Source organism: Nonomuraea muscovyensis, assembly GCF_014207745.1.
GTDB classification, from domain to species: domain Bacteria; phylum Actinomycetota; class Actinomycetes; order Streptosporangiales; family Streptosporangiaceae; genus Nonomuraea; species Nonomuraea muscovyensis.
The window spans coordinates 824327-847892 of the sequence record NZ_JACHJB010000003.1 but is presented as its reverse complement, the minus strand read 5'-3'; the positions used below and the strand labels follow the sequence as shown (position 1 = coordinate 847892).

The following is a 23566-nucleotide window of genomic DNA, read 5'->3' as shown; positions in this document are numbered from 1 at the left end:
TGCCGGGTTTCCGCATGTCAACGCCTACTTCAGGAGCTGCCTGGCCATCACCATACGCTGGATCTGGTTGGTGCCCTCGTAGATCTGGGTGATCTTGGCGTCGCGCATCATGCGCTCGACCGGGAAGTCCTTGGTGTAGCCGTACCCGCCGAGGAGCTGGACCGCGTCCGTGGTGATCTCCATGGCGGCGTCCGAGGCGGCGCACTTGGCGGCGCTCGACAGGAACGTCAGGTCCTTCTGCGGCTGCCCGTGCATGGCCAGCTCCGACTTGGCCGCCGCGTGGTAGGTGAGCTGCCTGGCCGCCTCAAGCTTCATGGCCATGTCGGCCAGCATGAACTGCACGCCCTGGAAGTCGGCGACGGCCTTGCCGAACTGCTTGCGCTCCTTGACGTAGCCGACGGCGTAGTCGAGGGCGCCCTGGGCGATGCCGAGGGCCTGCGCGGCGATGGTGATGCGGGTGTGGTCGAGCGTGGCCAGGGCGGTCTTGAAGCCGGTGCCGGGCTCGCCGATCAGGCGTGATGCAGGGACGCGGACGTCCTCCAGGATGACCTGGCGGGTCGGGGAGGCCTTGATGCCGAGCTTCTTCTCCTTGGGCCCGAACGAGACGCCTTCGTCTGACTTCTCCACGACGAACGCGGAGATGCCCCGGGCCCCGGCCGACGGGTCGGTCACGGCCATGACCGTGTAGTACTCCGACACGCCCGCGTTCGTGATCCACATCTTGGTGCCGTTGAGCACGTAGTGGTCGCCGTCCGCGACGGCGCGGGTCTTCATCGCGGCCGCGTCGGAGCCCGCCTCCGGCTCCGACAGCGCGTACGAGAACATGGCGTCGCCTCGGGCCACCGGTGCCAGGTAGCGCTGCTTCAGCTCCTCCGAGGCCGACAGCAGCAGCGGGACGGTGCCCAGCTTGTTCACGGCCGGGATGAGGGACGACGAGGCGCAGGCCCGCGCCACCTCCTCGATCACGATGACCGTGGCGAGCGCGTCGGCCCCCGCCCCGCCGTACTCCTCCGGCACGTGCACCGCGTGCAGGTCGGCTCCGACGAGCGCCTTGTAGACGTCCCAGGGGAACTCTTCGGTTTCGTCGGCCTCCGCGGCGCGCGGGGCGATCTTCTCGTCGGCGAGGGCGCGGACCGTCTCCCGGAGCATGTCGTGCTCTTCGGCGGGCGCGTACAGAGGGAAGCTCATGCACGAATAGTAGGACGTCCGAGCATCTTGTTACCAGTCGGTACGGTTTGTGAAAAGGCCCAGGTGGCACAGAACGGGGTAACGGCGGCCGGTAGCATGCCTGGGCGATCGAAAGGAGCTCACTCGTGCCATATCGCCTGACGGTGATCGGGACCGGATACCTGGGCATCACGCATGCGGCCTGCATGGCGGATCTCGGATTCGACGTCCTGGGCCTCGACATAGACGCCGACAAGGTCCGCTGTCTCAACCAGGGTGAGCTTCCCATCCACGAGCCCGGGCTCGAACCCGTGCTGCGCCGGGGCCTCGAATCCGGCCGCCTGCGCTTCACCACCTCCTACGAGGAGGCCGCCGCCTTCGGCGACGTGCACTTCATCTGCGTGGGCACGCCGCAGAAGCGCGACGAGTACGCCGCCGACGTCTCCTACATGGACGCCGCCGTCGAGTCGCTGGCCCCCCACCTCGACCGCGAGTGCCTGGTGGTGGGCAAGTCCACCGTCCCCGTCGGCACCGCGAACCGGCTCGCCGACAAGCTCGCCCGGCTGGCCCCGGCGGGCATCGAGGCCGAGCTGGCCTGGAACCCCGAGTTCCTGCGCGAGGGCTTCGCCGTGCAGGACACGCTCACCCCCGACCGCATCGTGATCGGCGTGCGGTCCGAGCGGGCCGAGAAGGTGCTGCGGGAGGTCTACCAGCCGCTGGGCGACGTGCCGTTGGTGGTGACCGACTTCGCGACGGCCGAGCTGGTCAAGACCGCGGCCAACGCCTTCCTGGCCACCAAGATCTCGTTCATCAACGCCATGGCCGAGGTCTGCGAGGCCGCGCACGCCGACGTCAAGCAGCTCTCCGAGGCCCTGGCCTACGACGACCGCATCGGTGGCCGGTTCCTGAACGCCGGTCTCGGGTTCGGCGGCGGGTGCCTGCCCAAGGACATCCGCGCGTTCATGGCCCGCGCGGGCGAGCTGGGCGCCGACCAGGCGCTGACGTTCCTGCGCGAGGTGGACGCGATCAACATGCGCCGCCGCGCCCGCATGGTGGACCTGGCGCGCGAACTCGCCGGCGGCTCGTTCCACGGCTGCACGGTCGGCGTGCTGGGGGCCGCGTTCAAGCCCAACTCCGACGACATCCGCGACTCGCCCGCGCTGGACGTGGCCGTCACGATAGGCCAACAGGGCGGGCAGGTGACGGTGTACGACCCGATCGCGCTGGACAACGCCCGCAAGGCGCACCCGGAGCTCAGGTACGGCGACTCGGCGCTGGAGGCGGCCCGCGGGGCGCACGTGGTGCTGCTGCTCACGGAGTGGCAGGAGTTCGTCGACCTGGACCCCGAGGCGCTGGGACAGGTCGTCGCCACGCGCAGGATCGTCGACGGACGCAACGCGCTCAACGCCGAGACCTGGCGCGCCGCCGGCTGGCACTACCGCGCGCTCGGCAGACCGTAGGTCCATCTGCTGTTACGGCACGGCCAAGCAGGCCGCCACCCGCCGCACGGGGCTGCGGGCCTCCAGGAGGACGCCCGCTGACCGGATGACGGCGGGCCGCCGTAACGCCGTCCTCCTGGCCGTGGCCTCCGTGTCCCGATGGGCCACGGCCTCCGTGACGCGATGGGCCACGGCCTCCGTGGCCTGGTCGTCACCCCACAGGCGGGGCTTATGGCGTGTCGGTGGGCCGCGTGCTCAGGGTGGCCGCTTCGGCGCGCAGCCGCTCGCCCTTGGCGTACGCCTGGTCCTTGAGGCGGTCCTGGAAGTCCTCCATGCGGCGCCGGAGCTCAGGGTCGGCGGCGGCGAGGATGCGCACGGCCAGCAGCCCCGCGTTGCGCGCCCCGCCCACGGCCACGGTGGCGACGGGCACCCCGGCGGGCATCTGGACGATCGACAGCAGGGAGTCCATGCCGTCGAGGTACTTCAGCGGCACCGGCACCCCGATGACGGGCAACGGCGTCACCGAGGCGAGCATGCCGGGCAGGTGGGCCGCCCCGCCCGCTCCGGCGATGATGACGCGCAGGCCCCGGGAGGCGGCCTGGCGGCCGTAGTCGATCATCTCGGTGGGCATGCGGTGCGCGGAGACCACGTCGGCCTCGAACGGCACGCCGAACTCCGCGACGGCCTCGGCCGCCGCCTTCATCACGGGCCAGTCGGAGTCGCTACCCATGACGATGCCGATGGTCACGCCGTCTCCTTCGCGGGTCGCGGGGACATCTCGCTCACGTGTACTCCCCCGTGGTGAGGTAGACGGCGGCGTGGCGGGCCCGGGCGCGCACCGCGTCCAGATCGTCGCCCAGGGCCGTCACGTGGCCGATCTTGCGGCCGGGGCGCACCTGCTTGCCGTAGAAGTGGACCTTGACGCCGGGGTCGTGGGCCATCACGTGCTCGTAGCGCTTGAACAGGTCGGGGTCGTCGCCGCCGAGCAGGTTGGCCATGACGACGACGGGCGCGGTCATGGCCGGCGAGCCGAGCGGCAGGTCGAGGACGGCCCGCAGGTGCTGCTCGAACTGCGACGTGCGCGCGCCCTCGATCGTCCAGTGGCCGCTGTTGTGGGGGCGCATGGCCAGCTCGTTGACCACCAGCCCGTGGCCCGTGTCGAACATCTCGACCGCCAGCAGCCCGGTCACCCCCAGCTCGTCGGCGACCTGCAGGGCGATGCGCTGGGCCTGCGCCGCCTCCTCCGGGTCGAGCCCGGGAGCGGGCGCGAGCACCTCGACGCAGATGCCGTCCTGCTGCACGGTCTCGACGACCGGGTAGCTGACGCCCTGCCCGTGGGGCGAGCGGGCCACCAGCACGGCCAGCTCCCGCTCGAACGGCACGAACGCCTCGGCCATCAGCGGCACCCCGGCCGCGAAGGCGGCCTCGGCGTCGGCGACCGAGCGGCACACCCACACGCCCCGGCCGTCGTAGCCGCCCCTGATCGCCTTGAGGACCACCGGCCAGCCGTGCGCCTCGGCGAAGGACGTGACGTCCTCGACGCCGGACACCCTGGCCCAGGCCGGGCAGGGCGCGCCGATGGCGGTGAGCCGCTCGCGCATGACCGCCTTGTCCTGGGCGTGGACCAGCGCCTCCGCCCCCGGGTGCACCGAGAACCCGTCGGCGACCAGCGCGCTGATGTGCTCGGTGGGGACGTGCTCGTGGTCGAACGTGATCGCGTCGCAGCCCTTGGCGAACGCGCGCAGGTCGCCGAGGTCGCGGTAGTCGCCGATCCGGGTGTCGACGATGACCCGGGCGGCGCTCTCGTCAGCGGTGTTGGCCAGGACCCGCAGCTCGACGCCCAGCGCGATGGCGGGCTGCTGCGTCATCCGGGCGAGCTGGCCCGCGCCGACCACGCCGACGACCGGGCCGATGGGGCTGTAGGAACTCACGTGTGGTGAGCTTACCGGGACGGATCGGTTGCCACGCAGCCGCGCCCCAGTTCAGCGGCCTCGCTCAGCCCGCAGGCCCCCGGCGCAGGCCCCCGGCGCAGGCCCACGGTGGTCGGGCCGTCGGCGGCGCTGACGACGCTGGCCAGCACGACCAGCTCGGAGCCCTCCGGCGACAACCCCTCCAGCGGACGCTTCAGCGCCTTCCGCCCCGGTCCGGGGCGCTGCTCGTACCCGATCCGCAGCACGTCGAAGACCAGCACCGAGCCGGTCGACAGCGCGACCGTCCTGGCGGGCTCCCCGGCCAGCTCGACGTCGATCGACAGGCGGTCGGGCGCGACCTCGGCGGGCTTGCCGGCGAGCTCGTCCAGCAGCTTCCGTACGGGGTCGCCGGACGGGAACCGCACGCCGTTCACCCCGGCCGGGTCGGTGAGGTACGTCAGATGGCGCTGCGGCACCAGCCGGGCGCGCGTGGCCACCTCACGGCCCGCCGCGACGCCGGGGTCTCCCGGGGAGACCGGCTCGCCGTGCGCCGGGACGGGGCCGGCGGCCAGCCGCCAGCGGTCCCCGTCGAGCTGGAACACGTAGTACGCGGGCGACGGCTTCCTGGCCAGGGCGGCGAACCAGTCGCCCGCGTCCGGCAGGAAGAAGACCGGGTCGCCGGGGAGGGCTGGGCGGCCGTTCCGGGTCGCCTCGCAGGCACGGCCGCCCAGCGTCTTCTCCGCCCCCGTGGTGAGCTCGGCGACGGCCGCGCAGTCGCGCCGCCGCCACGCCTCGTCCAGCTCGGCGAGCACCCCGAACGCCCGCTCCGCCGTCGCGGCGTCCACCGGCGGGGCGATCGACTCCGGGACGGCCGACGGGCGCTGTTCGGTCACCACGGTGGCCTCCGGCGGCGCGCCGCATCCGGCCGTCAGCGCGCACAGGCCGGCGAACAGGGCGAGCAGTCGTAGCTGCACGGTCGGGTCCCGAGGGTCATGGCCGTGGGGAACGGCGGTCCGGCTGAGCCATCGCCGGGCGCCCGGCAAGGGCGCGTCCGGGCTCCCGGCGATCTGCTACCGCAGCGTAATGCCCATAATGCGCGTTTGTCCGGGCATAACTTGATATTGGGCGGCCTACCGTCACGAGCAAGGATCTCCCCCTGTCCGACCCGAGCCGACGGCCGTGACCAGTAGGCTGGGTGAGCCCAAGGCTGACAGGCGCCGCGCGCAGGGAAGGACCGACCAGGAGACGTGGACTTCATCAAGCCCCTCTACCAGCGGTTCGAGGCCCTGCTGCGCGAGCTGACCAAGTTCGGCATCATCGGGGCGCTCGCCTTCGTGCTCGACACCGGCATGCTCAACCTGTTCCTGATGCTGGGCCAGGGCCCGATGACGTCCAAGGTGTATGCGGCGGTCGTCTCGACGACCTTCGCCTACGCCGGCAACAGGTTCTGGACGTTCCGGCACCGCGAGCAGAGCGGCCTCGGCCGCGAGTACTTCCTGTTCTTCCTGCTCAACGGCATAGCCCTGCTCATCGGCCTGCTGGTGATCGGCTTCACCCGCTACACGCTCGGCCTGAGCGACCTGCTGAGCCTGAACATCGCCAACATCATCGGCGTCGGCCTCGGCACCCTGTTCCGCTTCTGGTCGTACAAGAAGTGGGTGTTCCTGGAGGCCACCGAGCCCATCCCCACCGAGCTGCCGGACGCCGAGGTCAGGCAGGACCGGTGACGACCCGGGTCGGGCCGTTGTCGTCGGCGGGCCTGAGGAAGATCGCGAACGTCGCCGGGCGTCGCCGTACCAGCTCCAGACGACCGCCGTCGGCGGCGGCCAGGGCGCGGGCGAGCGTCAACCCCAGCCCGGTGCCGCCTCCGCCGCTCACGTTGCGCTCGAAGACCTTGGGCGCGATCTCGTCGGCGATGCCGGGCCCCTCGTCGGTCACCTCGATGACGATGTAGGTGTCGCCCTGGGTGGTGGTGACCGTGACGGTGCCGGCGCCGTGGCGCAGGGAGTTCTCCAGCAGCGTGGCGATGACCTGGCCGAAGCCGCCGGTCGTGGCCAGCGCCTTCAGGCCGCGGGAGCCTTCGAGCAGTAGCGTGCGGTCACCGCCGCGGAAGACCGGCTCCCACTCGGTGATCTGCTGGATGAGCACCTCGTCGATGGCCACCGGCTCGGCCTGCGCGTGGCGCTGCCGCCGGGCCGCGGCGAGGAGTTCGTCGATCACCGCGGTGAGCCGCTCGGCCTGCACGATGGCGGCCTCGCCCTCCTCGCGGACGATCGCCGGCTGGTCGCTGGCCGCGACGATCTCCTCCAGGCGCATGGTCAGGCCCGTCAGCGGGGTGCGTAGCTGGTGGGAGGCGTCCGTGGCGAACTCGCGCTCCCGGGTCAGCAGGTCGGAGATGCGCGTGGCGCTGCGGTCGAGCACCTCGGCCACGCGGTCCAGCTCCGGTATGCCGTAACGGTGCCTGCTCGGCCGGGCGTCACCCGAGCCGAGCCGGTCGGCGATCTTGGCCAGGTCCTGCAACGGCAGCGTCAGCCGGCGCGACTGCACGATGGCCAGCCCCACCGCCACGGCCAGAGCCGCGACGGCCAGGGCCACGATCAGCAGCAGGCGCGCGCGCACGTCCTGCTCGATCTGCTCCCGGTCGCGGCTCACCCGGACGTAGATGCCGTTCTCGGACTGCGCGTCCTCCGCCATCTGCTGGCCCGACGGCGGAGCCGTGCCGACGATGGTGGCCTTGGGCGGGTTCGCGCGTTCGTAGATCTGGATGTGGCGGCCGGGATACTTCTGCTCGAGCTGCTGGGGATCCAGCGGCGTCTCCTGGATGCGGGCGTACTCGACCTCCCCCACGAGGCGAGTCGCCTCCGCCCTGAGCTCCTGGGCCGCCTCGTCGACGATCAGACGGCTGACCACGATGCCCAGCGGGACCCCCAGCAGCAGGACCGCGATGACCGCGACGACCAGAGTCGAGGTGAGCAGACGGCGGCGCATCCCCTACTCGCGTTCGAAGCGGAAGCCGACTCCCCGGACCGTGGTGATGTAGCGGGGCTTGGCCGCGTCGTCGCCGAGCTTGCGTCGTAGCCACGAGATGTGCATGTCGAGCGTCTTGGTCGAGCCCCACCAGTTGGTGTCCCACACCTCGCGCATGATCTGCTCGCGGGTGACCACCTTGCCGGCGTCGCGCACCAGCACGCGTAGCAGGTCGAATTCCTTGGTCGTCAGGTGCAGCTCCTTCTCCCCCATCCAGGCGCGGCGGGAGTCGGCGTCGATGCGCACGCCCTGCACGACCGGGGTCTCGGACGTGCCGCGGCGCAGCAGCGCGCGCACGCGCGCGAGCAGCTCCGCCAGCCGGAACGGCTTGGTGACGTAGTCGTCGGCGCCGGCGTCCAGGCCGACGACGGTGTCGACCTCGTCGACGCGGGCGGTGAGTATGAGAACCGGGGTGCCGTGCCCTTCGGCGCGGATCCGGCGGGCGACCTCCAGCCCGTCCATCTCTGGCAGGCCGAGGTCGAGAACGATCAGGTCGATGCCCCCCGACAGAGCCCTCTCCAGGGCCTGCGGGCCGTCGGGGCTCACCTCAACCTGATATCCCTCACGGCGCAGGGCGCGCGCGAGCGGTTCGGAAATCGAGGTGTCATCCTCGGCGAGAAGTACGCAGGTCATGAAGCGATCGTAGGACCTTAAGCGATCGTTTCCCGGTCACAGCGCACGGTTTGACTCGTCGTTGACCTATCCATTGACCTGGGCAAACGCTGATAAATATCGGCTAGTCATGTTTAAACTACCGCGATTGTCGGGGGGAATGCACAATTTCGATCTTGCCATTCCCCGAAAAGCCTCCGGCGCCCCGGCGTGTCGCGCGCGGGCGCCCCGGCAGAACCAGGCGACAGGAACCAGGCGGCATTCAGCCAGCCAGGACCAGAACGCGCCGCGCCCGCCGGAGGACACTCCGGCGGGCGCGGCGCGTGCGGTGACCGCGGGTGGTCCCGGGTCAGTCGTCGTTGTGCGACGGGTCGGTGTAGCGGGCGAGGTAGAGCTGCTCGCCCAGGCTGTGGATCAGCGCGAGCTCGGTCTCGAGGTAGTCGATGTGGTGCTCCTCGTCGGCCAGGATCTCCTCGAAGATGCGGGCCGAGGTCGTGTCGCCCTTCTCCCGCATGAGCTGGATACCGGGCCGCAGCCGCTGCACGACCCCCAGCTCGATCTCGAGGTCCGCCCGGAGCTGCTCCTCCACGGTCTGGCCGATATGCAGGGTGCCCAGCCGCTGGTAGTTGGGCAGTCCCTCGAGGAACAGGATGCGATCGGTGAGCACCTCGGCGTGGCGCATCTCGTCGAACGACTCGTCGCGGGTGTGCTTGGCCAGCTTGGTGTAGCCCCAGTTCTGCTGCATCTTGGCGTGCAGGAAGTACTGGTTGATCGCGGTGAGTTCAGCGGTCAGCTGCTCGTTGAGCAACTCGATGATCTGCTTGTCGCCCTGCATGAACGGGCCCCTCGTGCTAAGCGGTCGTGAGTTCTTCAGACCGTTTCAGGATCGCACATATCTTCCGAACACAAGAGGCACAATCCCCCCCGGCGCCCGTGGTGTCGCGCACCTGCCGCGCGCTCCTGGCGCCGGCGGCGATGCAGTCGTGGACCTCGTTCTCGGTCACGGCACGACAGACACACACGTACATCGGAGGAGAAGCCTCTCAACACGTCGGAAGCCCGTTAGGTTAGGCACGCCTAATGTAGCTGACTTCGGTAAGGCTTGCCTATGTTAGCCGCGCCACAGATCACGGACTCCCCGGTCAGGCGTCAGTGTCCCCTGGCGATCCACTCCTCCAGGTGCGGCGCCTCGGACCTGATCGACGTGGACTCGCCGTGGCCGGTGTGCACGACGGTCTCGCCGGGCAGCGTGAGCAGCCGGTCGCGGATCGACTCGATGATCGTCTCGAACGAGGAGTAGGACCGGCCCGTCGCGCCGGGGCCGCCCTTGAACAGCGTGTCGCCGCTGAACACCGCGCACAGGTCGGCCGCGTGCAGGCAGACCGCGCCGGGCGAGTGGCCGGGCGTGTGGATCACCTCCAGCGAGATCCCGCCCGCCTCCAGCTTCTCGCCGTCGGCGAGCGGCTCGTAACGCACCGCGTCGCCGTACACCTGCTCCCACAGCACCTGGTCGGCGGGGTGCAGCCGGATCGGCGCGCCGGTGAGCCCGGCCAGTTCGTGGGCGGCGTTGATGTGGTCGTCGTGGGCGTGGGTGCAGACGATCGCCTTGACCGTGCGGCCGCCGACGCGGTCGGCGATGGCCCGCGCGTCGTGCGCGGCGTCGATGACGATGACCTCCCGGGCGTCGCCGACCAACCACACGTTGTTCTCGACGTCCCACGTGCCGCCGTCGAGCGAGAACGTCCCTGAGGTGATGACCCTGTCGAGCATCTAGAGGACCACCACCGATCGCAGCACGTCGCCCTGGTGCATCTTGGCGAACGCCTCCTCGACCTGGTCGAGCCGGATCGTCTCGGTGACGAACCTGTCGAGCGGCAGCCGGCCCTGCAGGAACAGGTCGACGAGCATCGGGAAGTCGCGGCTCGGCAGGCAGTCGCCGTACCAGGACGACTTCAGCGAGCCGCCCCGGCCGAACACGTCGAGCAGCGGCAGCTCCAGCGTCATCTCCGGCGTCGGCACCCCCACCAGCACGACCGTGCCCGCCAGGTCGCGGGCGTAGAAGGCCTGCCGGTAGGTCTCGGGCCGGCCGACGGCCTCGATGACCACGTCGGCCCCGAACCCGCCGGTGAGGTCGCGGATCGCCTCGACCGGGTCGCTCTCACGGGAGTTGACCGTGTCGGTGGCACCGAAGCCGCGTGCCCACTCCAGCTTGCGGTCGTCCACGTCCACCGCGATGATCCTGGAGGCGCCCGCCAGCGAGGCGCCGAGCACGGCCGCGTCGCCCACGCCGCCGCAGCCGATGACCGCCACCGTGTCGCCCCGGGTCACGCCGCCGGTGTTGATCGCCGCGCCGAGCCCGGCCATCACCCCGCAGCCCAGCAGCCCGGCCACCTCGGCGGGCGCCTCGGCCGACACCTTGGTGCACTGGCCGGCCGCGACCAGCGTCTTGCCGAGGAACGCGCCGATGCCGAGCGCGGGCGACAGCTCCGTGCCGTCGTCCAGGGTCATCTTCTGGGTGGCGTTGTGGGTGGCGAAGCAGTACCACGGACGGCCACGCAGGCAGGCGCGGCACTGGCCGCAGACGGCCCGCCAGTTGAGGATGACGAAGTCGCCCGGCTCCAGCCCCGTGACCCCGTCGCCGACCGCCTCGACGACACCCGCCGCCTCGTGGCCGAGCAGGAACGGGTAGTCGTCGCTGATGCCCCCCTCGCGGTAGTGGAGGTCGGTGTGGCAGACACCGCAGGCCTGCACGGCGACCACGGCCTCGCCCGGCCCGGGGTCCGGCACGATCACCGTCTCGACGGAAACTTCTCTGCCTTTACCTCGGGCGATGACACCCTGCACTTCGTACGGCATGGCAGCCATCTTGTGTCAGGAGGGTGATCACCGCAAGACTCAGCGGCTCGCCGGGTCGGCGTCCTGCTCGTCGTCGGAGGCGTCCTCCAGCAGCCGGAACAGATCGCCCCGGACCTCCTGGATCTTCGGGATGTCGCGGAGCACGAGCTGTCCCCGCTCCCCTGCCGACTCCACGGTGAGCGTGCCGCACCCGAGCAGCCGCTCGAGAAGCGTCTGGTCGGAGCTCACCGTGTTGAGCTTGGCCATCGGGATCTCGTCGGTCGACTTGTTGAGCACGCCGGTGCTGATGGTGAACCGGTGGGTGGTGAGCACGTAGCCGGTGTTCTTCCATTGCAGGTAGGGGACGAACGACCAGACGGTGAGCAGACCCAGCGCGACGGCGCAGATGGCGATCCTGGCATAGCCGGCGTACTCCCAGGTGCCCGGCACGAGCCAGAGCCCGGCGCCCGAGGCCGCGGCGATGAGCACGAGCGCGGCGAAGGGCCCGGCCAGTGTCCGCCAGTGGGGATGGAAGGACCTGACGCGCCGCTCACCCTCCGTGAGGTGATGGTCCGGGATGGTCATGGGCAAATGCTGCCACCTCGGCGGGGCGCGCGGCTACCCGCCCGGCCGGACGTGGACGACGTCGCCGGCGCTCAGGGTGTAGCGGTGGCCCTCGGCCACCACCTGGAGGTGGCCCCCGTGGTCGATCCCGCTCGCCCGGCCGGCCAGGAACCGGCCGCCGGGCAGCTCGACCCGCACCTCGCGGCCGATGGTGGCGCTGGAGGCCTGGTAGGCGGCCCGCAGCCCCGACCTGTCGGCGTCGCCGGCGGCCTCGCTCCAGTCGCGGTAGTGCGACTCGACCTCGCGCAGCACGGCGCGCAGCAGCGGGTCGCGGTCGAGGCAGGCGCCCTGCTGGATGGCCAGCGACGTCGCGGTCTCCACCGGCAGTTCGTCGGGCCGGAGCGACACGTTCAGGCCCATGCCGATGACGACGGCGTCCTCGACCCGCTCGGCCAGCACACCGGCCAGCTTGCGCTCGCCGACGAGCAGGTCGTTCGGCCACTTGAGGCGCACGTCCACCTCCGCCAGCCGCCGGACGGCCGAGGCGGCCGCGACGCCGAACAGCAGCGGCAGCCAGCCCTGCGTCTCCACCGGCGGCCGGGGCCGCAGCAGGACGGAGACCGTGAGCCCGGAGCGCGGCGGGGCGGTCCAGACGCGGCCCAGCCGGCCCCGGCCGGCGAGCTGCTCCTCGGCCACCAGCACCGCCCCCTGCGGGGTCCCCTGGCGGGCCAGCGCGGCGAGGTCGGCGTTGGTCGAGCCGGTGCGTTCGACGACGGTGACGCCCGTCCAGACGCTGCCCGGTCGCACCAGGGCTCGGTTCAGCGCCGCCTCGGAGAGAGGCGGGCGCTCCAGGTCGGAGTAGCGCGAGTCGGGCACCCTTCCATCTTGGCGGACCCCGCCGCACGCTCCGTACCGGCCCCTCACCTGCCCGTGTGTCCGCCGTGCGGCGAAGATGGGAGGGTGCGCTACCTCACCCTCCCCATCGCGGGGCGGCCATGACCGGCCGCCCCGGACCCACCACCCGCGTCCGCGTCCGCCGGCTCGTCGGCCCCATCGGCGATGACCGCCGCGACGACCTGGCCACCGAGGAGCCGCTGGAGATCCGGCTCACCTCGCTCGACGGCACGCGCAGGACCGTCGCGATCACCATGCGGACCCCCGGCCACGACTTCGAGCTGGCCGCCGGGTTCCTGCACGGTGAGGGTCTGGTCGCGCCGGACGGCATCGCGGCGATCGGCTACTGCACCGACGAGGACGTCCCGCCCGAGGCCCGCTACAACACGGTCACCGTGCGGCTGCGCGGGCCCGTCCCCGACCTGCCCGCGCTGGACCGGCACTTCGTGACCTCCAGCGCCTGCGGCGTGTGCGGGTCGGCCGGGCTGGACGCGCTGCACGACCGCTGCCGGCCCCTCCCGCGGGGCTCGGTCACGCTCACTCCGGAGATCCTGTACGGCCTGCCGGACCGGCTGCGCGAGGCGCAGGGCGTGTTCGGCAAGACGGGCGGGCTGCACGCGGCGGGCCTGTTCACCGCCGAGGGCGAGCCGGTCGCGGTGCGGGAGGACGTGGGCCGGCACAACGCGGTGGACAAGCTGATCGGCTGGTCGGCGCTGACCGGGCGGTTGCCGCTGGACCGGCACGTGCTCATGGTCAGCGGCCGGACGAGCTACGAGATCATGCAGAAGGCGCTGGCGGCCGGCATCCCGGTGGTGTGCGCGGTGTCGGCGCCGTCGTCGCTGGCGGTGGACCTGGCCAGGGAGTTCGGGATGACGCTGGTGGGTTTCCTGCGCGGCGAGCGCTGCAACGTCTACTCCGGACACGAGCGGATACGCGAAGGAGTGGAATAAAGCGTTCCGTTCTGCTATTCTGGGAACAGAACAAGCCGTTCCGCTTCTTTCGAGAGGGACTCCCATGAGCGCCGAGATCCGCCCGTTCCGCATCGAGATCCCCCAGGCCGACCTCGACGACCTGCGCGACCGGCTGCGCCGCACCCGCTGGACCGGCGAGGTCGCCGGCCAGGGGTGGAGCCGGGGCGTCCCGGTCGACTACCTGCGCGAGCTGGCCGCCTACTGGGCCGACGGCTACGACTGGCGGGCCGCCGAGGCGAGGCTCAACGCGTTCCCGCAGTACCTGACCGAGGTCGACGGCCAGACGATCCACTTCGCGCACGTCCCCTCCGCCAATCCCGACGCCACCCCGCTGCTGCTCCTGCACGACTGGCCCGCCTCGTTCACGGTGTTCGCCGAGGTGATCGAGGAGCTGTCGCGCGACTTCCACGTGGTGGCCGCCGACATGCCCGGCTTCGGCTTCTCCGGCCCGCTGGCCGGCCCCGGCTGGAACCTCGGCCGGATCGCCGGCGCGCTCACCGAGGTGATGGCCAGGCTCGGCTACGACCGCTTCGGCGTGCAGGGCCAGGGCGGCGGCGCCTGGGCCGCCATCGAGATCGGCCGGCAGGCCGCGGACCGGGTCGTCGGCATCCACGTCAACGGCCTGGTCACCTTCCCCTCCGAGGACCCGGCCGACTTCGCCGGGCTGACCGAGGCCGAGCAGGAGCGGCTGGCCCGGCTGCAGAACTTCCGCGACGACATGATGGGCTTCAACGTCATCCAGTCCACCCGCCCGCAGACCCTCGCGTACGGGCTGCACGACTCGCCCGTCGGCCAGCTCGCCTGGATCGTGGAGAAGTTCAAGGAGTGGACCGACGCCGAGCGCGAGCTGCCCGAGGACGCGGTGGACCGCGACCTGCTGCTGACCAACGTCAGCCTCTACTGGTTCACCGGCACCGCCGGGTCGTCGGCCAACCTCTACTACGAGATGGCGCACGACAGCTCCGCCTGGGCGCCCAAGGAACGCGGCACCGTCCCCACCGGCGTCGCCGTCGCGCTGAGCACGGACGTGGCCATCCGCCGCTTCGCCGAGCGCGACAGCGATGTCGTGCACTGGTCGGAGCTGGAGCGCGGCGGCAACTTCCTGCCGGCCGAGCAGCCCGCGGCCTTCGTCGCGGACGTGCGGAAGTTCTTCGCCACGCTCTGACCCGCTGACCGGACCGCCGCGGCCCCCACCGGGGAGGGCCGCGGCCTCCGGCTGTCAGCCCGTGTTCTGCAGGCCCGCCGCCACGCCGTTCACCGACAGCAGGAGCAGCGTGGACAGGCGGTCGCGTTCGTGGTCGGTGAAGGTGCCCGTGCGCAACGCGCGCAGGGCGCGCAACTGCAGGTGCGACAGGGCGTCCACGTACGGGTCGCGGAGCTGCACGGCCCGCGAGAGGACCTTGCGGTTCTCCAGCAGCCGGGTGTGGCCGGTCACCTGGAGCACCAGGGAGCGGGTGCGGTCGTACTCCGCCAGCACCTGCTCGGTGAAGTCGGCCCGGCCGCCCAGCTCCAGATAGTGCTCGGCGATGGACCTGTCGGTCTTGGCCAGTGACATCTCGGCGTTGTCGAGCAGGGCGTTGAACAGCGGCCATTCCCGGTAGGCCGCACGCAGCTCGTCCAGCGAGGCGACCGACGCCAGGCCGGTGCCCAGGCCGTACCAGCCGGGCAGGTTGACCCGGGTCTGTGCCCAGGCGAACACCCACGGGATGGCCCGCAGGTCGTCGAGCGAGCGGGGCGCGCCGAGCCCGCGCCGCGCCGGACGGGAGCCCAGGCGCAGCGAGCCCAGCTCCTCCAGCGGGCTGACCAGGGCGAACCACTCGGGGAAGCCGGCGGCCTCGGTCAGCGACCGGTAGGCCTGCTCCGACGCGGTCGCCACCTGCTCGGCGAGAGCGCGGAACCGGTCCGCGGCGGCGGCCGTGCGCGCCCCGACCGTCGGCGAGGAGGCGAGCAGGACGGCGTTGGCCACCTGCTCCATGTGCCGCCGGGCGATCGCCGTGTGCCCGTAGCGGGCGAAGATGACCTCGCCCTGTTCGGTGACCTTGAAGCTGCCCGCGACCGAGCCGGGCGCCTGCGCGAGCACGGCCCGGTTGGCCGGGCCGCCGCCGCGGCCGAGCGCGCCGCCGCGGCCGTGGAACATGCGCAGCCGCACGTCGTGCTCGGCGGCCCAGGCCGTGAGCTGCTCCTGCGCCTCGTACAGGCGCAGCGTGGCGGCGGCCGGGCCGAGCTCCTTGGCCGAGTCGGAGTAGCCGAGCATGATCTCCATGCGCCGGCCGGTGGTGGCGAGCCGCTCCTGGACCTGCGGGATCTCCAGCATGCCCGACAGCACCCGCGGCGAGTTGGCGAGGTCCTGGCCCGACTCGAACAGCGGCACCACGTCGAGCACCGGCGCCCGCGTGCCCAGCGCGTGCCGGGCCAGCTCGTAGACGGCGGCCACGTCGGAGGAGTCACGGGTGAAGGAGACGACGTAGCGGGAGCAGGCCCGCACCCCGAACCTCTCCTGGATCCAGCCGATCACCCTGATCGTGGCCAGCACCTCCTCGGTGCGCTCCGACAGCTCGCCGCCGGCCCGCACCTCCTCCAGCGCCGCCGCGTGCACCTGGGAGTGCTGGCGCACCTCCAGCTCGGCCAGGTGGAATCCGAACGTCTCGACCTGCCAGACGAGGTGCTGCAACTCCCCGTACGCCTGCCGACCGGCGCTGCCGGCCAGGGAGTTCTGGGCCAGGCGCAGGTCGGCGAGCAGGTCGTCGGGCGAGAGGTAGGCGAGGTCGAGGTCGCGGCGGCGGGTGGCCGCGATGCGGGCGGCCACGAACAGCAGCCACTGCCGGTGCGGCTCGCGCGGCGAGCGGGTGGCCAGCTCGGAGACCAGCTCCGGGTGGGCGTCCTCGGTGGCGGCGATCGCGGCCTTCAGCTCGGGCGAGGCCGGCGCGAACTGCGCGGTGGCGGTGAGCGTGCGCCCGATGCGCGTGGTTGCGGTCTCCAGCGCGCTCAGCACGTGCTCGGCCTGGATCTGGACGGCCTCGCGGGTGACCTTGGCGGTGACGTTGGGGTTGCCGTCGCGGTCGCCGCCGATCCAGCTTCCGTAGCGGATGAACGGCCTGGCCAGCGGCGGGCGGGTGCCGCTGCCCTCGGCCAGGGCCACGTCCAGCGACCGGTAGACCTGGGGCACGACCCTGAAGAGGGTCTCGTCGAAGGCGGCCATGGCCGTGCGCACCTCGTCGAGCGGGTCGAGCTTGCTCGGGCGCAGGTGGGCGGTGCGCCACAGCAGGTCGATCTCCTCCAGCAGCCGCCGTCTGCTCTCGGCCCGCTCGGAGGCGCCGCGGCCCGGCGCGTTGTACTCGGTGAGCTGTCCGCTGATCCGCTGGATCGCGGTGACGACCGCGCGCCTGCGCGCCTCCGTCGGGTGCGCGGTGAGCACCGGGTGCAGCTCCAGGCGCTCGACCAGCTCGGCGACGCGCTCGGCGCCCAGCTCGTGCACGGCGTGCGCCAGCGACTCGCGCTGCACACCGCCCTCGGTGTCGCGCTCGCGCAGCGTGCGGATGCGGTAGTGCTCCTCGGCCAGGTTGGCCAGGTGGAAGTAGCAGGTGAAGGCACGCGCGATCTGCACCGCCCGGTCGACCTCCCACTCGGCGACCATGGCGGTGACCTCGTCGGCCGAGACCTCGCCCCGGCGGGCGGCGATGACGGCCTTGCGCAGCCGTTCGACATCGGCCAGCAGGTCCTCACCGCCCTGTTCGGCGATCACCTGCCCGAGCAGTTTGCCCAGCAGCCGCACATCGTGGCGGAGCTCCTCGGGCATCTCGGTGACGGCGGCGCTACGACGCTCGATCCCCTGGTCAATCATGTCTCGAAGGGTATCCAGTCGTCGTGGACGGCCGTAGCCGGGTCTCACCTAATGGACTAGACCACTGGTCACGAGGGCTTGGACACCGCCGCCACGAGATCCGACAACCGGGCGAAGCCGATCTTCGCGCCGAGCCTGCGGCCGAGCGCGGCGGCCAGCAGCCCGTAGAACGGCGCCACGACGCTGAACCAGGTCAGCCCGAACGCCACCGGCAGCACGAACGGCAACGACCCGGCCACGACGCCCAGCAGCGCGCCCATGGACGAGGCGAACGCCTGGCCGCCCTGGCCGGGGGCGGCGCCGGTGAAGGCGTTCATCCGCTCCGGCACCGTGTAGGGGAGGATGACGCTGGTCACCGAGCCGACGCCGAGGCCCACGCCGAGCACGCCCCACCCGGTCAGCAGCGCGGGCACGATCATCGCGGGATGGCCGGCGAACAGCGCGGCGGCCACGGCGATCACCACCAGCACGGGCGTCGCCACCAGCGCGTTGGCGAGGTGCCGCCCCGCCAGGTCGGTGCGGAAGTGCTCCTCCGAGCCGCAGGCCACGGCGTTCATCCAGTACGACGGGCCGTCGATGCCGAAGGCGTTGCCCGACATCAGGGCGATCATCACGGCGCCGACGCACGTCAGCACGGCAGGCAGCCACGGCCCGGGCGGCCCCTGCGCGTTGCCGCCCATGCTGAAGGCGAGCACCACGGTGACGACGATGGCGGTGAACCAGAGCACCCGCAGCCGCGGCTCCCTGCGCAGGTACTTCAGCTCCTTGGTGACGACGGCGGCCAGCGGCCCGTCGGGCAGCAGCCGGTCGAGCAGGCCGCTCCCCTCGCGCACGGACCCCGCCTGCGTCGAGGCGTCGGGAGTGACCAGGGCCCGGTTCAGCACCTTGATCCACAGCCAGGCGGCCACGAGGACGACGAGCGCCACGACGGTCAGCTCCGCCAGGCCGGCCAGTCCGCCGTCGGCGATGGCGTGGGCCGCCATACCCGGCGGCGTCCACCTGAGCATCCCGGCCACGCCGTGCAGCAGCGCCGCGGGATCGCCGAGCTCGGCGTTGACGAGCAGGTTGGGGAGCTGGGCGAGCAGCACGACGAAGATCGCCGCAACGGCGAGCACGTCACGGCCGCGCCGGGTCCGCAGCGCGCCCGACAGGGACGTGGTGACGAGCCTCGACAGCACCAGGCAGAGCGCGAACTGCAGCAGCACCGCCACCAGCCCCACCAGGAGGCCGCCCACGCCCGTCACCAGCCCGGCCAGCGCGCCGGCCGTGACGACCAGCGTGGCCAGCGGCCACACCCCGGTGGCCGAGGCGGTGAACATGCCGACCGCGAGCTGCCCCGTACGCAGCGGGAACAGCGCCAGCCGCGCCGGGTCGAGCGTGTCGTCCAGGCCGAACGCCAGCAGCGGCACGACCATCCAGCTCACGAGGAAGACCGTGAAGGCCACGATGACCAGGTCGGCGGCGACGTCACGCGGGGCCAGCCGGACCAGCGCCATGAGCGCGAAGCCCGCCGCAGCCAGGACGGCGGCGATGACGAGCGTGAAGATGAAGCCGAGCCTGCGTTCGAGGTCGCCGCGCAGGTTACCGGCGAGCAACCGGAGCTTGAGCCGGGCGAACAGCTCGACCGTGCCCGGCACGCTCCACTGCGGCGGTGCGTTCATCGCGGCCCCTCCGGACCGGCGGGGTGGGCGCCGAGCCAGGTGAGTCCGGCCTCGCCGGTGTCGCGCGGTCCGCCGACCAGGGTGAGGAAAGCCTCGTTGAGGCTGCGTCCGCCGCGCACCTCCGCGAGCGGGCCCTGCGCCACGATGTGCCCGCCGCTCATGACCGACACCCAGTCGCACAACCGCTCGACGAGGTCCATGACGTGGCTGGAGAAGATGACGGTCGAGCCCGAGGCGGTGAAGCGCCGCAGCACCTCGGTGAGCGTGCTGGCGCTGACCGGGTCGACGCCCTCGAACGGCTCGTCGAGGAAGAGCACCGACGGGTTGTGCAGCAGCGCCGCGGCCAGGCCGATCTTCTTGCGCATGCCGGTCGAGTAGTCGATCACGAGCTTGTCGGCGGCGCCGGCCAGGTCCATGACGCTCAGCAGCTCGTCGGCGCGCCGCTCGACGTCGTCCCTGGCGATGCCCCTTAACCGGCCGCTGTAGAGCAGCAGCTCGCGGCCGGACAGCCGTTCGAACAGCCGCAGCCCTTCGGGCAGCACCCCGACACGGGCCTTGACCCGCACCTGGTCGCGCCAGACGTCGAGCCCGTCGACCTCGGCCCGGCCGCCGTCGGGCCGCAGCAGCCCGGTGATCATGCTGAGCGTGGTGGTCTTGCCGGCGCCGTTGGGGCCGACCAGGCCCGCGAAGCTGCCCGCCGGGACGACCAGCTCGACGCCGGCGACGGCGACCTGCGGCCCGAAACGCTTGAAGAGCCCGTGTGTGCGAACCGCGTCCGTCATGGAACCACTGTAGGAGGAGGGATTACCCTTGCGCGCATGACAGCTGCCGAGCACACGCCCGTCGAGCCTGACATCCACACGACCGCCGGGAAGATCGCCGACCTGGAGCGCCGGTTGGACGAGGCCGTGCACGCCGGATCGGCGGCGGCGGTCGACAAGCAGCACGCCAAGGGCAAGATGACGGCCCGGGAGCGGATCCTGGCACTGCTGGACGAGGGCTCGTTCGTGGAGTTCGACGAGCTGGCCAGGCACCGCTCGACGATGTTCGGGCTCGACAGGAAGCGCCCCTACGGCGACGGGGTGGTCACCGGCCACGGCACCGTGGACGGTCGCCAGGTGTGCGTGTTCTCCCAGGACGTGACGGTGTTCGGCGGCTCGCTCGGCGAGGTGTACGGCGAGAAGATCGTCAAGGTGCTGGACATGGCGCTGAAGACGGGCTGCCCGATCATCGGCATCAACGAGGGCGGCGGCGCGCGCATCCAGGAGGGCGTGGTCGCGCTCGGGCTGTACGCGGAGATCTTCAAGCGCAACGTGCACGCCTCGGGCGTGGTCCCGCAGATCTCGCTCATCATGGGCGCGGCGGCCGGCGGGCACGTCTATTCTCCGGCGCTGACCGATTTCATCGTCATGGTGGACCAGACCTCGCAGATGTTCATCACCGGTCCCGACGTGATCAGGACGGTGACGGGTGAGGAGGTCACCTTCGAGGAGCTCGGCGGCGCGCACACGCACAACACCAAGTCGGGCGTGGCCCATTACCAGGCCGCCGACGAGAGCGACGCGCTGGAATACGTCAAGGCGCTGCTGTCCTATCTGCCCTCCAACAACCTGGACGAGGCGCCGGTCTTCGAGGCCACCGCCGGCCTGGAGCCCGACCCCGACCTCGACCTGATGATCCCCGACTCGGCCAACCAGCCCTACGACATGCACCTGGTCATCGAGCACGTGCTGGACGACGGGGAGTTCCTGGAGGTGCAGGCGCTGTTCGCGCCGAACATCGTGGTCGGGTACGGCCGGCTGGACGGGCAGCCGGTGGGCGTGGTGGCCAACCAGCCCATGCATTTCGCCGGATGCCTGGATATCGACGCATCCGAGAAGGCCGCGCGATTCATTCGCACCTGCGACGCATTCAATATCCCGATTCTGACATTTGTTGATGTGCCGGGATTCCTGCCCGGAACGGACCAGGAATGGAACGGAATCATCCGGCGCGGCGCCAAGCTGCTCTACGCCTACGCCGAGGCGACCGTCCCGCTGATCACGGTCATCACCCGCAAGGCGTACGGCGGGGCGTACGACGTCATGGGCTCCAAGCACCTCGGCGCCGACGTCAACCTGGCCTGGCCGACCGCGCAGATCGCGGTGATGGGCGCCCAGGGCGCCGTCAACATCCTCTACCGGCGCGAGCTGGCCGCGGCCGAGCAGCCCGATGCCGAGCGGGCCAGGCTCGTCACCGAGTACGAGGACACACTGGCCAACCCGTACATCGCCGCCGAGCGCGGCTACGTGGACGCGGTCATCAAGCCGTCGGAGACCCGGCCTCAGGTCGTCAGGGCGCTGCGCGCGCTGCGGAACAAGCGAGCCTCCCTGCCGCCGAAGAAGCATGGGAACATCCCGCTATGAGTGGACATCTGCGCATCGTTCGCGGCGACGCGACTTCCGAGGAGATCGCCGCACTGGTGGCGGTGCTCGCCGCGCGGCGCACCGCCCCGGAGGCGCCCGCCGCGCCCCCGGCGCGAACGTGGCGAAACCCCGCCCGGCAGATGCGTAAGCCCCTCTCCCCGGGGAAGTCGGCTTGGCGGACGAGCGCCCTCCCCTAGATGGATCCGAGGAAACGGGTGTCAAGTTCCCGAGGAGTTGGGACTATCTAGAAAAGTAGGAGTATATAGTCGGCCGATCAACTAACGCCGCGGCCTGGAGGACATCATGGGCATCCCTGACCTCATGCCGCATCCTGTGGCAGCGAAGTACGCCGTCCTCGTGGATGTCGGTTATCTGTATGCCGCCGCAGGCGAAGTCCTGCTGGGGGCCAAGGAACGCAAGGAATACCGGGTGGCCGCCGATGAGCTGATCCAGAGCCTGCAGAAACATGCCACAGAACGCATTTCCGGCGAACTCCTGCGGATCTATTGGTATGACGCCGCCCGTGACCGCGTGCCCACCGTCGACCAGCGCGTGATCGCCCAGCTCCCCTGGGTCAAGGTACGGCTTGGCAACCTCAACGCACGCGGCCAGCAGAAAGGCGTGGACGCGCAGATCAGGAGCGACCTGGAGGCGTTGGCCAGGCACCACGCTGTGACCGACACGATCCTGCTGGCGGGCGATGAGGACATGGTGCCCGCGGTGGAGGCCGCCCAGGCGTACGGGGTGCGCATCCACCTGTGGGGCGTCGAGCCGCCGTACGGCACCAACCAGGCCGAACGGCTCGTGTGGGAGTCCGACACCGTCGAAGTGATCTCCGCTGATTTCCTGAGGCCCTTTTTCAGTCGTGCTCCGCAGCCCGTCACGGTGCCGCCGCCCGCCGCCGCGCCGTCGCCCGCCCAGGTGTTCGCCGGGCGCGCGCCCACGAAGCCGCACGTCAAGCCGGGCCAGGTGGCCAAGCTGGGGCCGAGCCGCCCCCGCGTGGAGGACGTCGGCGAGCACGTGGCGCAGAAGTGGATACTCACCCGCGGCCGCGACAACATCCGCGACCTGCTGCCGGGGCCGATCCTGCCGACCGTCATCGACACCGAGCTGCTGATCGAGGCCGAGAAGGAGCTGGGACACTCGCTGCGACCGTTCCCGGAGGCTCGCGTGTGGCTGCGCGACGGCTTCTGGGCGCGGGTCTACCGGGAGTTCGACCTGGGGGTCGGGGTCTCCTCGAAGTGACCTCCCCGCAGCATCGCCTCGGCCACCGCGGTGCGCGCGTACAGGACCCACCGGCCGGTGCGGTGTGAGGTGCACAGCCCGGCGGCGCGCAGCGCGGTGAGGTGCCGGTTGACGCCCGGCTCCGACAGCCCGGCGCGCTGGGCCAGGTCGCGGGTCGAGGCGGGCTGGTCCAGCTCGGCCAGCAGCCGCGCCCGCGTGCGGCCGAGCACCGCCGCCAGCGCCTCCGGCGCGTCCACCGCGCGCCGTTCCCACAGCGTGGCGACACCGCGCGGCGGGTAGCGGACCGTCGGCTGGTACGGCGGCGTCGTGACGGAGAAGACCCGGGGCCAGGCGAACACGCACGGCACCAGCAGCAGTCCCAGCCCGCGCAGCGAGCGCGTCCCGGACACGTACCGGTGTTCCAGGCGCAGGCGGCCGTCCCGCCAGGTGACGGACTCGTCGAGATCGGCCAGCATGCGTCCGGCGCCGCCCTCCGCCAGCAACCTGGCCCGGCGCAGGATCTCGCCTTCGAGCAGCGACCTGATCCGCGGCCAGTACGGGGCCATGGCGGCCTCCCAGTAGGCGCCGACCTCCCCCGCCAGGCGGTCCAGCCCCCTCTCCGGGTCCTCGTACAGGGCCATGACCCGTTTCGTCCGGGGACCTCCCACGCTGTCCAGGTCGGTGCGGACACGGCCGGCGGCGGCGCGCATCGTGGCGAGCTCCAGCTCCAGGTCGGGCATGGAGGTGGACGGCGGCGTGCAGGTGAACCCGGCGATCGAGATGGTCGGCACGGGCACGAGGTCGGACAGCAGCCGCCAGTCGACGTCCGCCAGGCGGCGCCGCACCTGCTGGGCCCAAGGGCGCAGGGCGGGATGGGCAGCGGGGTTCTTGACGACGCGGACACTGGCGATGACCTCGCCGAGAGGTGAGACGGCGAAGCGGATGTTGGCCAGGTCCTGGGCCGTGAACGACAGCTCCAGAGGCATTGGATTAGCGTCTCACGCAATCGATAGCGA

General features: G+C 71.4%; 23 protein-coding genes. 7 read left to right on the top strand and 16 right to left on the bottom strand.

Annotated features, from left to right (window positions below):
- Window positions 1-24: 24 nt before the first annotated feature.
- On the bottom strand, window positions 25-1188 hold the full coding sequence (locus FHU36_RS35710; RefSeq protein ID WP_185088466.1) for an acyl-CoA dehydrogenase family protein: 1164 nt from the start codon (window positions 1186-1188) through the stop codon (window positions 25-27).
- A gap of 125 nt (window positions 1189-1313) precedes the next feature.
- Between FHU36_RS35710 and FHU36_RS35705 the strand changes: the two genes are divergently transcribed.
- A complete protein-coding gene (locus FHU36_RS35705; RefSeq protein WP_185088465.1) occupies window positions 1314-2627 on the top strand; it encodes a UDP-glucose dehydrogenase family protein in 1314 nt (437 codons plus the stop codon).
- Window positions 2628-2835: 208 nt separating this feature from the next.
- Here FHU36_RS35705 and purE read toward each other — a convergent pair whose 3' ends face one another.
- Genes purE through FHU36_RS35690 form a run of 3 tightly spaced genes read right to left on the bottom strand, consistent with a single transcriptional unit; the run spans window position 2836 to window position 5490 of the window.
- On the bottom strand, window positions 2836-3336 hold the full coding sequence (gene purE / locus FHU36_RS35700) for a 5-(carboxyamino)imidazole ribonucleotide mutase (RefSeq protein WP_185088910.1): 501 nt from the start codon (window positions 3334-3336) through the stop codon (window positions 2836-2838).
- 52 nt (window positions 3337-3388) lie between these two features.
- The gene (locus tag FHU36_RS35695; protein WP_185088464.1) at window positions 3389-4537 is read right to left on the bottom strand and encodes a 5-(carboxyamino)imidazole ribonucleotide synthase; all 1149 of its coding nucleotides are present in this window, start codon (window positions 4535-4537) and stop codon (window positions 3389-3391) included.
- An 11-nt stretch (window positions 4538-4548) separates the two neighbouring features.
- Window positions 4549-5490, bottom strand: a complete 942-nt coding sequence (locus FHU36_RS35690; protein ID WP_185088463.1) for a hypothetical protein — start codon at window positions 5488-5490, stop codon at window positions 4549-4551.
- Window positions 5491-5763: 273 nt separating this feature from the next.
- Between FHU36_RS35690 and FHU36_RS35685 the strand changes: the two genes are divergently transcribed.
- Complete coding sequence (locus FHU36_RS35685) at window positions 5764-6243, top strand: GtrA family protein (protein ID WP_185088462.1); 480 nt, start codon at window positions 5764-5766, stop codon at window positions 6241-6243.
- Here FHU36_RS35685 and FHU36_RS35680 read toward each other — a convergent pair.
- From FHU36_RS35680 to FHU36_RS35645, 8 genes are all read right to left on the bottom strand, one after another.
- Window positions 6227-7504 carry an ATP-binding protein gene (locus FHU36_RS35680; protein ID WP_185088461.1) on the bottom strand — a complete coding sequence of 426 codons (1278 nt, stop codon included), beginning with the start codon at window positions 7502-7504 and terminating at the stop codon, window positions 6227-6229. The genes FHU36_RS35685 and FHU36_RS35680 overlap by 17 nt on opposite strands.
- Window positions 7505-7507: 3 nt before the next feature.
- Window positions 7508-8176 carry a response regulator transcription factor gene (locus FHU36_RS35675; protein ID WP_043620820.1) on the bottom strand — a complete coding sequence of 223 codons (669 nt, stop codon included), beginning with the start codon at window positions 8174-8176 and terminating at the stop codon, window positions 7508-7510.
- 328 nt (window positions 8177-8504) lie between these two features.
- Window positions 8505-8990: a bacterioferritin gene (gene bfr, locus FHU36_RS35670; RefSeq protein ID WP_185088460.1), complete on the bottom strand. Its 486-nt coding sequence runs from the start codon at window positions 8988-8990 to the stop codon at window positions 8505-8507.
- Window positions 8991-9006: 16 nt separating this feature from the next.
- Window positions 9007-9183 (bottom strand): (2Fe-2S)-binding protein, encoded by a 177-nt coding sequence (locus FHU36_RS35665; RefSeq protein WP_185088459.1) that lies wholly within the window; start codon window positions 9181-9183, stop codon window positions 9007-9009.
- A gap of 121 nt (window positions 9184-9304) precedes the next feature.
- Complete coding sequence (locus FHU36_RS35660) at window positions 9305-9925, bottom strand: MBL fold metallo-hydrolase (RefSeq protein ID WP_185088458.1); 621 nt, start codon at window positions 9923-9925, stop codon at window positions 9305-9307.
- Window positions 9926-11011, bottom strand: coding sequence for an S-(hydroxymethyl)mycothiol dehydrogenase (locus tag FHU36_RS35655; RefSeq protein ID WP_185088457.1), 1086 nt, complete (start codon window positions 11009-11011; stop codon window positions 9926-9928).
- Between the two features lie 39 nt (window positions 11012-11050).
- The gene (locus FHU36_RS35650) at window positions 11051-11575 is read right to left on the bottom strand and encodes a PH domain-containing protein (protein ID WP_185088456.1); all 525 of its coding nucleotides are present in this window, start codon (window positions 11573-11575) and stop codon (window positions 11051-11053) included.
- A 33-nt stretch (window positions 11576-11608) separates the two neighbouring features.
- Entirely contained in the window at window positions 11609-12430 is an 822-nt protein-coding gene (locus tag FHU36_RS35645) for a biotin--[acetyl-CoA-carboxylase] ligase (RefSeq protein ID WP_185088455.1), read from the bottom strand.
- 119 nt (window positions 12431-12549) lie between these two features.
- Here FHU36_RS35645 and fdhD point away from each other — a divergent pair, with 119 nt between their 5' ends.
- Window positions 12550-13398, top strand: a complete 849-nt coding sequence (gene fdhD / locus FHU36_RS35640) for a formate dehydrogenase accessory sulfurtransferase FdhD (protein WP_185088454.1) — start codon at window positions 12550-12552, stop codon at window positions 13396-13398.
- A gap of 64 nt (window positions 13399-13462) precedes the next feature.
- Window positions 13463-14584, top strand: coding sequence for an epoxide hydrolase family protein (locus FHU36_RS35635; protein ID WP_185088453.1), 1122 nt, complete (start codon window positions 13463-13465; stop codon window positions 14582-14584).
- Between the two features lie 54 nt (window positions 14585-14638).
- Here the strand turns inward: FHU36_RS35635 and FHU36_RS35630 are convergent, their stop codons facing one another.
- The 3 genes from FHU36_RS35630 to FHU36_RS35620 form a co-directional block, all read right to left on the bottom strand.
- Entirely contained in the window at window positions 14639-17260 is a 2622-nt protein-coding gene (locus FHU36_RS35630) for a phosphoenolpyruvate carboxylase (protein WP_246503050.1), read from the bottom strand.
- Between the two features lie 68 nt (window positions 17261-17328).
- The gene (locus tag FHU36_RS35625) at window positions 17329-18921 is read right to left on the bottom strand and encodes a hypothetical protein (protein ID WP_185088452.1); all 1593 of its coding nucleotides are present in this window, start codon (window positions 18919-18921) and stop codon (window positions 17329-17331) included.
- Window positions 18918-19703, bottom strand: coding sequence for an ABC transporter ATP-binding protein (locus FHU36_RS35620; RefSeq protein ID WP_185088451.1), 786 nt, complete (start codon window positions 19701-19703; stop codon window positions 18918-18920). Before FHU36_RS35620 ends, FHU36_RS35625 begins: the two co-directional genes overlap by 4 nt.
- 36 nt (window positions 19704-19739) lie before the next feature.
- Between FHU36_RS35620 and FHU36_RS35615 the strand changes: the two genes are divergently transcribed.
- The 3 genes from FHU36_RS35615 to FHU36_RS35605 all read left to right on the top strand — a co-directional run bounded on the left by FHU36_RS35615 (window position 19740) and on the right by FHU36_RS35605 (window position 22571).
- On the top strand, window positions 19740-21326 hold the full coding sequence (locus tag FHU36_RS35615; RefSeq protein ID WP_185088450.1) for an acyl-CoA carboxylase subunit beta: 1587 nt from the start codon (window positions 19740-19742) through the stop codon (window positions 21324-21326).
- Window positions 21323-21523 carry an acyl-CoA carboxylase epsilon subunit gene (locus tag FHU36_RS35610; RefSeq protein ID WP_185088449.1) on the top strand — a complete coding sequence of 67 codons (201 nt, stop codon included), beginning with the start codon at window positions 21323-21325 and terminating at the stop codon, window positions 21521-21523. Before FHU36_RS35615 ends, FHU36_RS35610 begins: the two co-directional genes overlap by 4 nt.
- Window positions 21524-21629: 106 nt before the next feature.
- Entirely contained in the window at window positions 21630-22571 is a 942-nt protein-coding gene (locus FHU36_RS35605; protein WP_185088448.1) for an NYN domain-containing protein, read from the top strand.
- On the opposite strand, the gene FHU36_RS35600 is transcribed toward FHU36_RS35605, so the two are convergent.
- The gene (locus FHU36_RS35600; protein WP_185088447.1) at window positions 22529-23536 is read right to left on the bottom strand and encodes an ArsR/SmtB family transcription factor; all 1008 of its coding nucleotides are present in this window, start codon (window positions 23534-23536) and stop codon (window positions 22529-22531) included. The two genes, FHU36_RS35605 and FHU36_RS35600, sit on opposite strands and share 43 nt — an antisense overlap.
- Between the last annotated feature and the right edge of the window lie 30 nt (window positions 23537-23566).

Coding starts and splice junctions, on each gene's coding strand:
- FHU36_RS35675 (WP_043620820.1), bottom strand. CDS start 8,176: ATGACCTGCGTACTTCTCGCCGAGGATGACACCTCGATTTCCGAACCG.
- FHU36_RS35665 (WP_185088459.1), bottom strand. CDS start 9,183: ATGTACGTGTGTGTCTGTCGTGCCGTGACCGAGAACGAGGTCCACGAC.
- FHU36_RS35625 (WP_185088452.1), bottom strand. CDS start 18,921: ATGAACGCACCGCCGCAGTGGAGCGTGCCGGGCACGGTCGAGCTGTTC.
- FHU36_RS35605 (WP_185088448.1), top strand. CDS start 21,630: ATGGGCATCCCTGACCTCATGCCGCATCCTGTGGCAGCGAAGTACGCC.
- fdhD (WP_185088454.1), top strand. CDS start 12,550: ATGACCGGCCGCCCCGGACCCACCACCCGCGTCCGCGTCCGCCGGCTC.
- FHU36_RS35635 (WP_185088453.1), top strand. CDS start 13,463: ATGAGCGCCGAGATCCGCCCGTTCCGCATCGAGATCCCCCAGGCCGAC.
- FHU36_RS35600 (WP_185088447.1), bottom strand. CDS start 23,536: ATGCCTCTGGAGCTGTCGTTCACGGCCCAGGACCTGGCCAACATCCGC.
- FHU36_RS35680 (WP_185088461.1), bottom strand. CDS start 7,504: ATGCGCCGCCGTCTGCTCACCTCGACTCTGGTCGTCGCGGTCATCGCG.
- FHU36_RS35620 (WP_185088451.1), bottom strand. CDS start 19,703: ATGACGGACGCGGTTCGCACACACGGGCTCTTCAAGCGTTTCGGGCCG.
- bfr (WP_185088460.1), bottom strand. CDS start 8,990: ATGCAGGGCGACAAGCAGATCATCGAGTTGCTCAACGAGCAGCTGACC.
- FHU36_RS35615 (WP_185088450.1), top strand. CDS start 19,740: ATGACAGCTGCCGAGCACACGCCCGTCGAGCCTGACATCCACACGACC.
- FHU36_RS35610 (WP_185088449.1), top strand. CDS start 21,323: ATGAGTGGACATCTGCGCATCGTTCGCGGCGACGCGACTTCCGAGGAG.
- FHU36_RS35660 (WP_185088458.1), bottom strand. CDS start 9,925: ATGCTCGACAGGGTCATCACCTCAGGGACGTTCTCGCTCGACGGCGGC.
- FHU36_RS35650 (WP_185088456.1), bottom strand. CDS start 11,575: ATGACCATCCCGGACCATCACCTCACGGAGGGTGAGCGGCGCGTCAGG.
- FHU36_RS35710 (WP_185088466.1), bottom strand. CDS start 1,188: ATGAGCTTCCCTCTGTACGCGCCCGCCGAAGAGCACGACATGCTCCGG.
- purE (WP_185088910.1), bottom strand. CDS start 3,336: ATGGGTAGCGACTCCGACTGGCCCGTGATGAAGGCGGCGGCCGAGGCC.
- FHU36_RS35630 (WP_246503050.1), bottom strand. CDS start 17,260: ATGATTGACCAGGGGATCGAGCGTCGTAGCGCCGCCGTCACCGAGATG.
- FHU36_RS35655 (WP_185088457.1), bottom strand. CDS start 11,011: ATGCCGTACGAAGTGCAGGGTGTCATCGCCCGAGGTAAAGGCAGAGAA.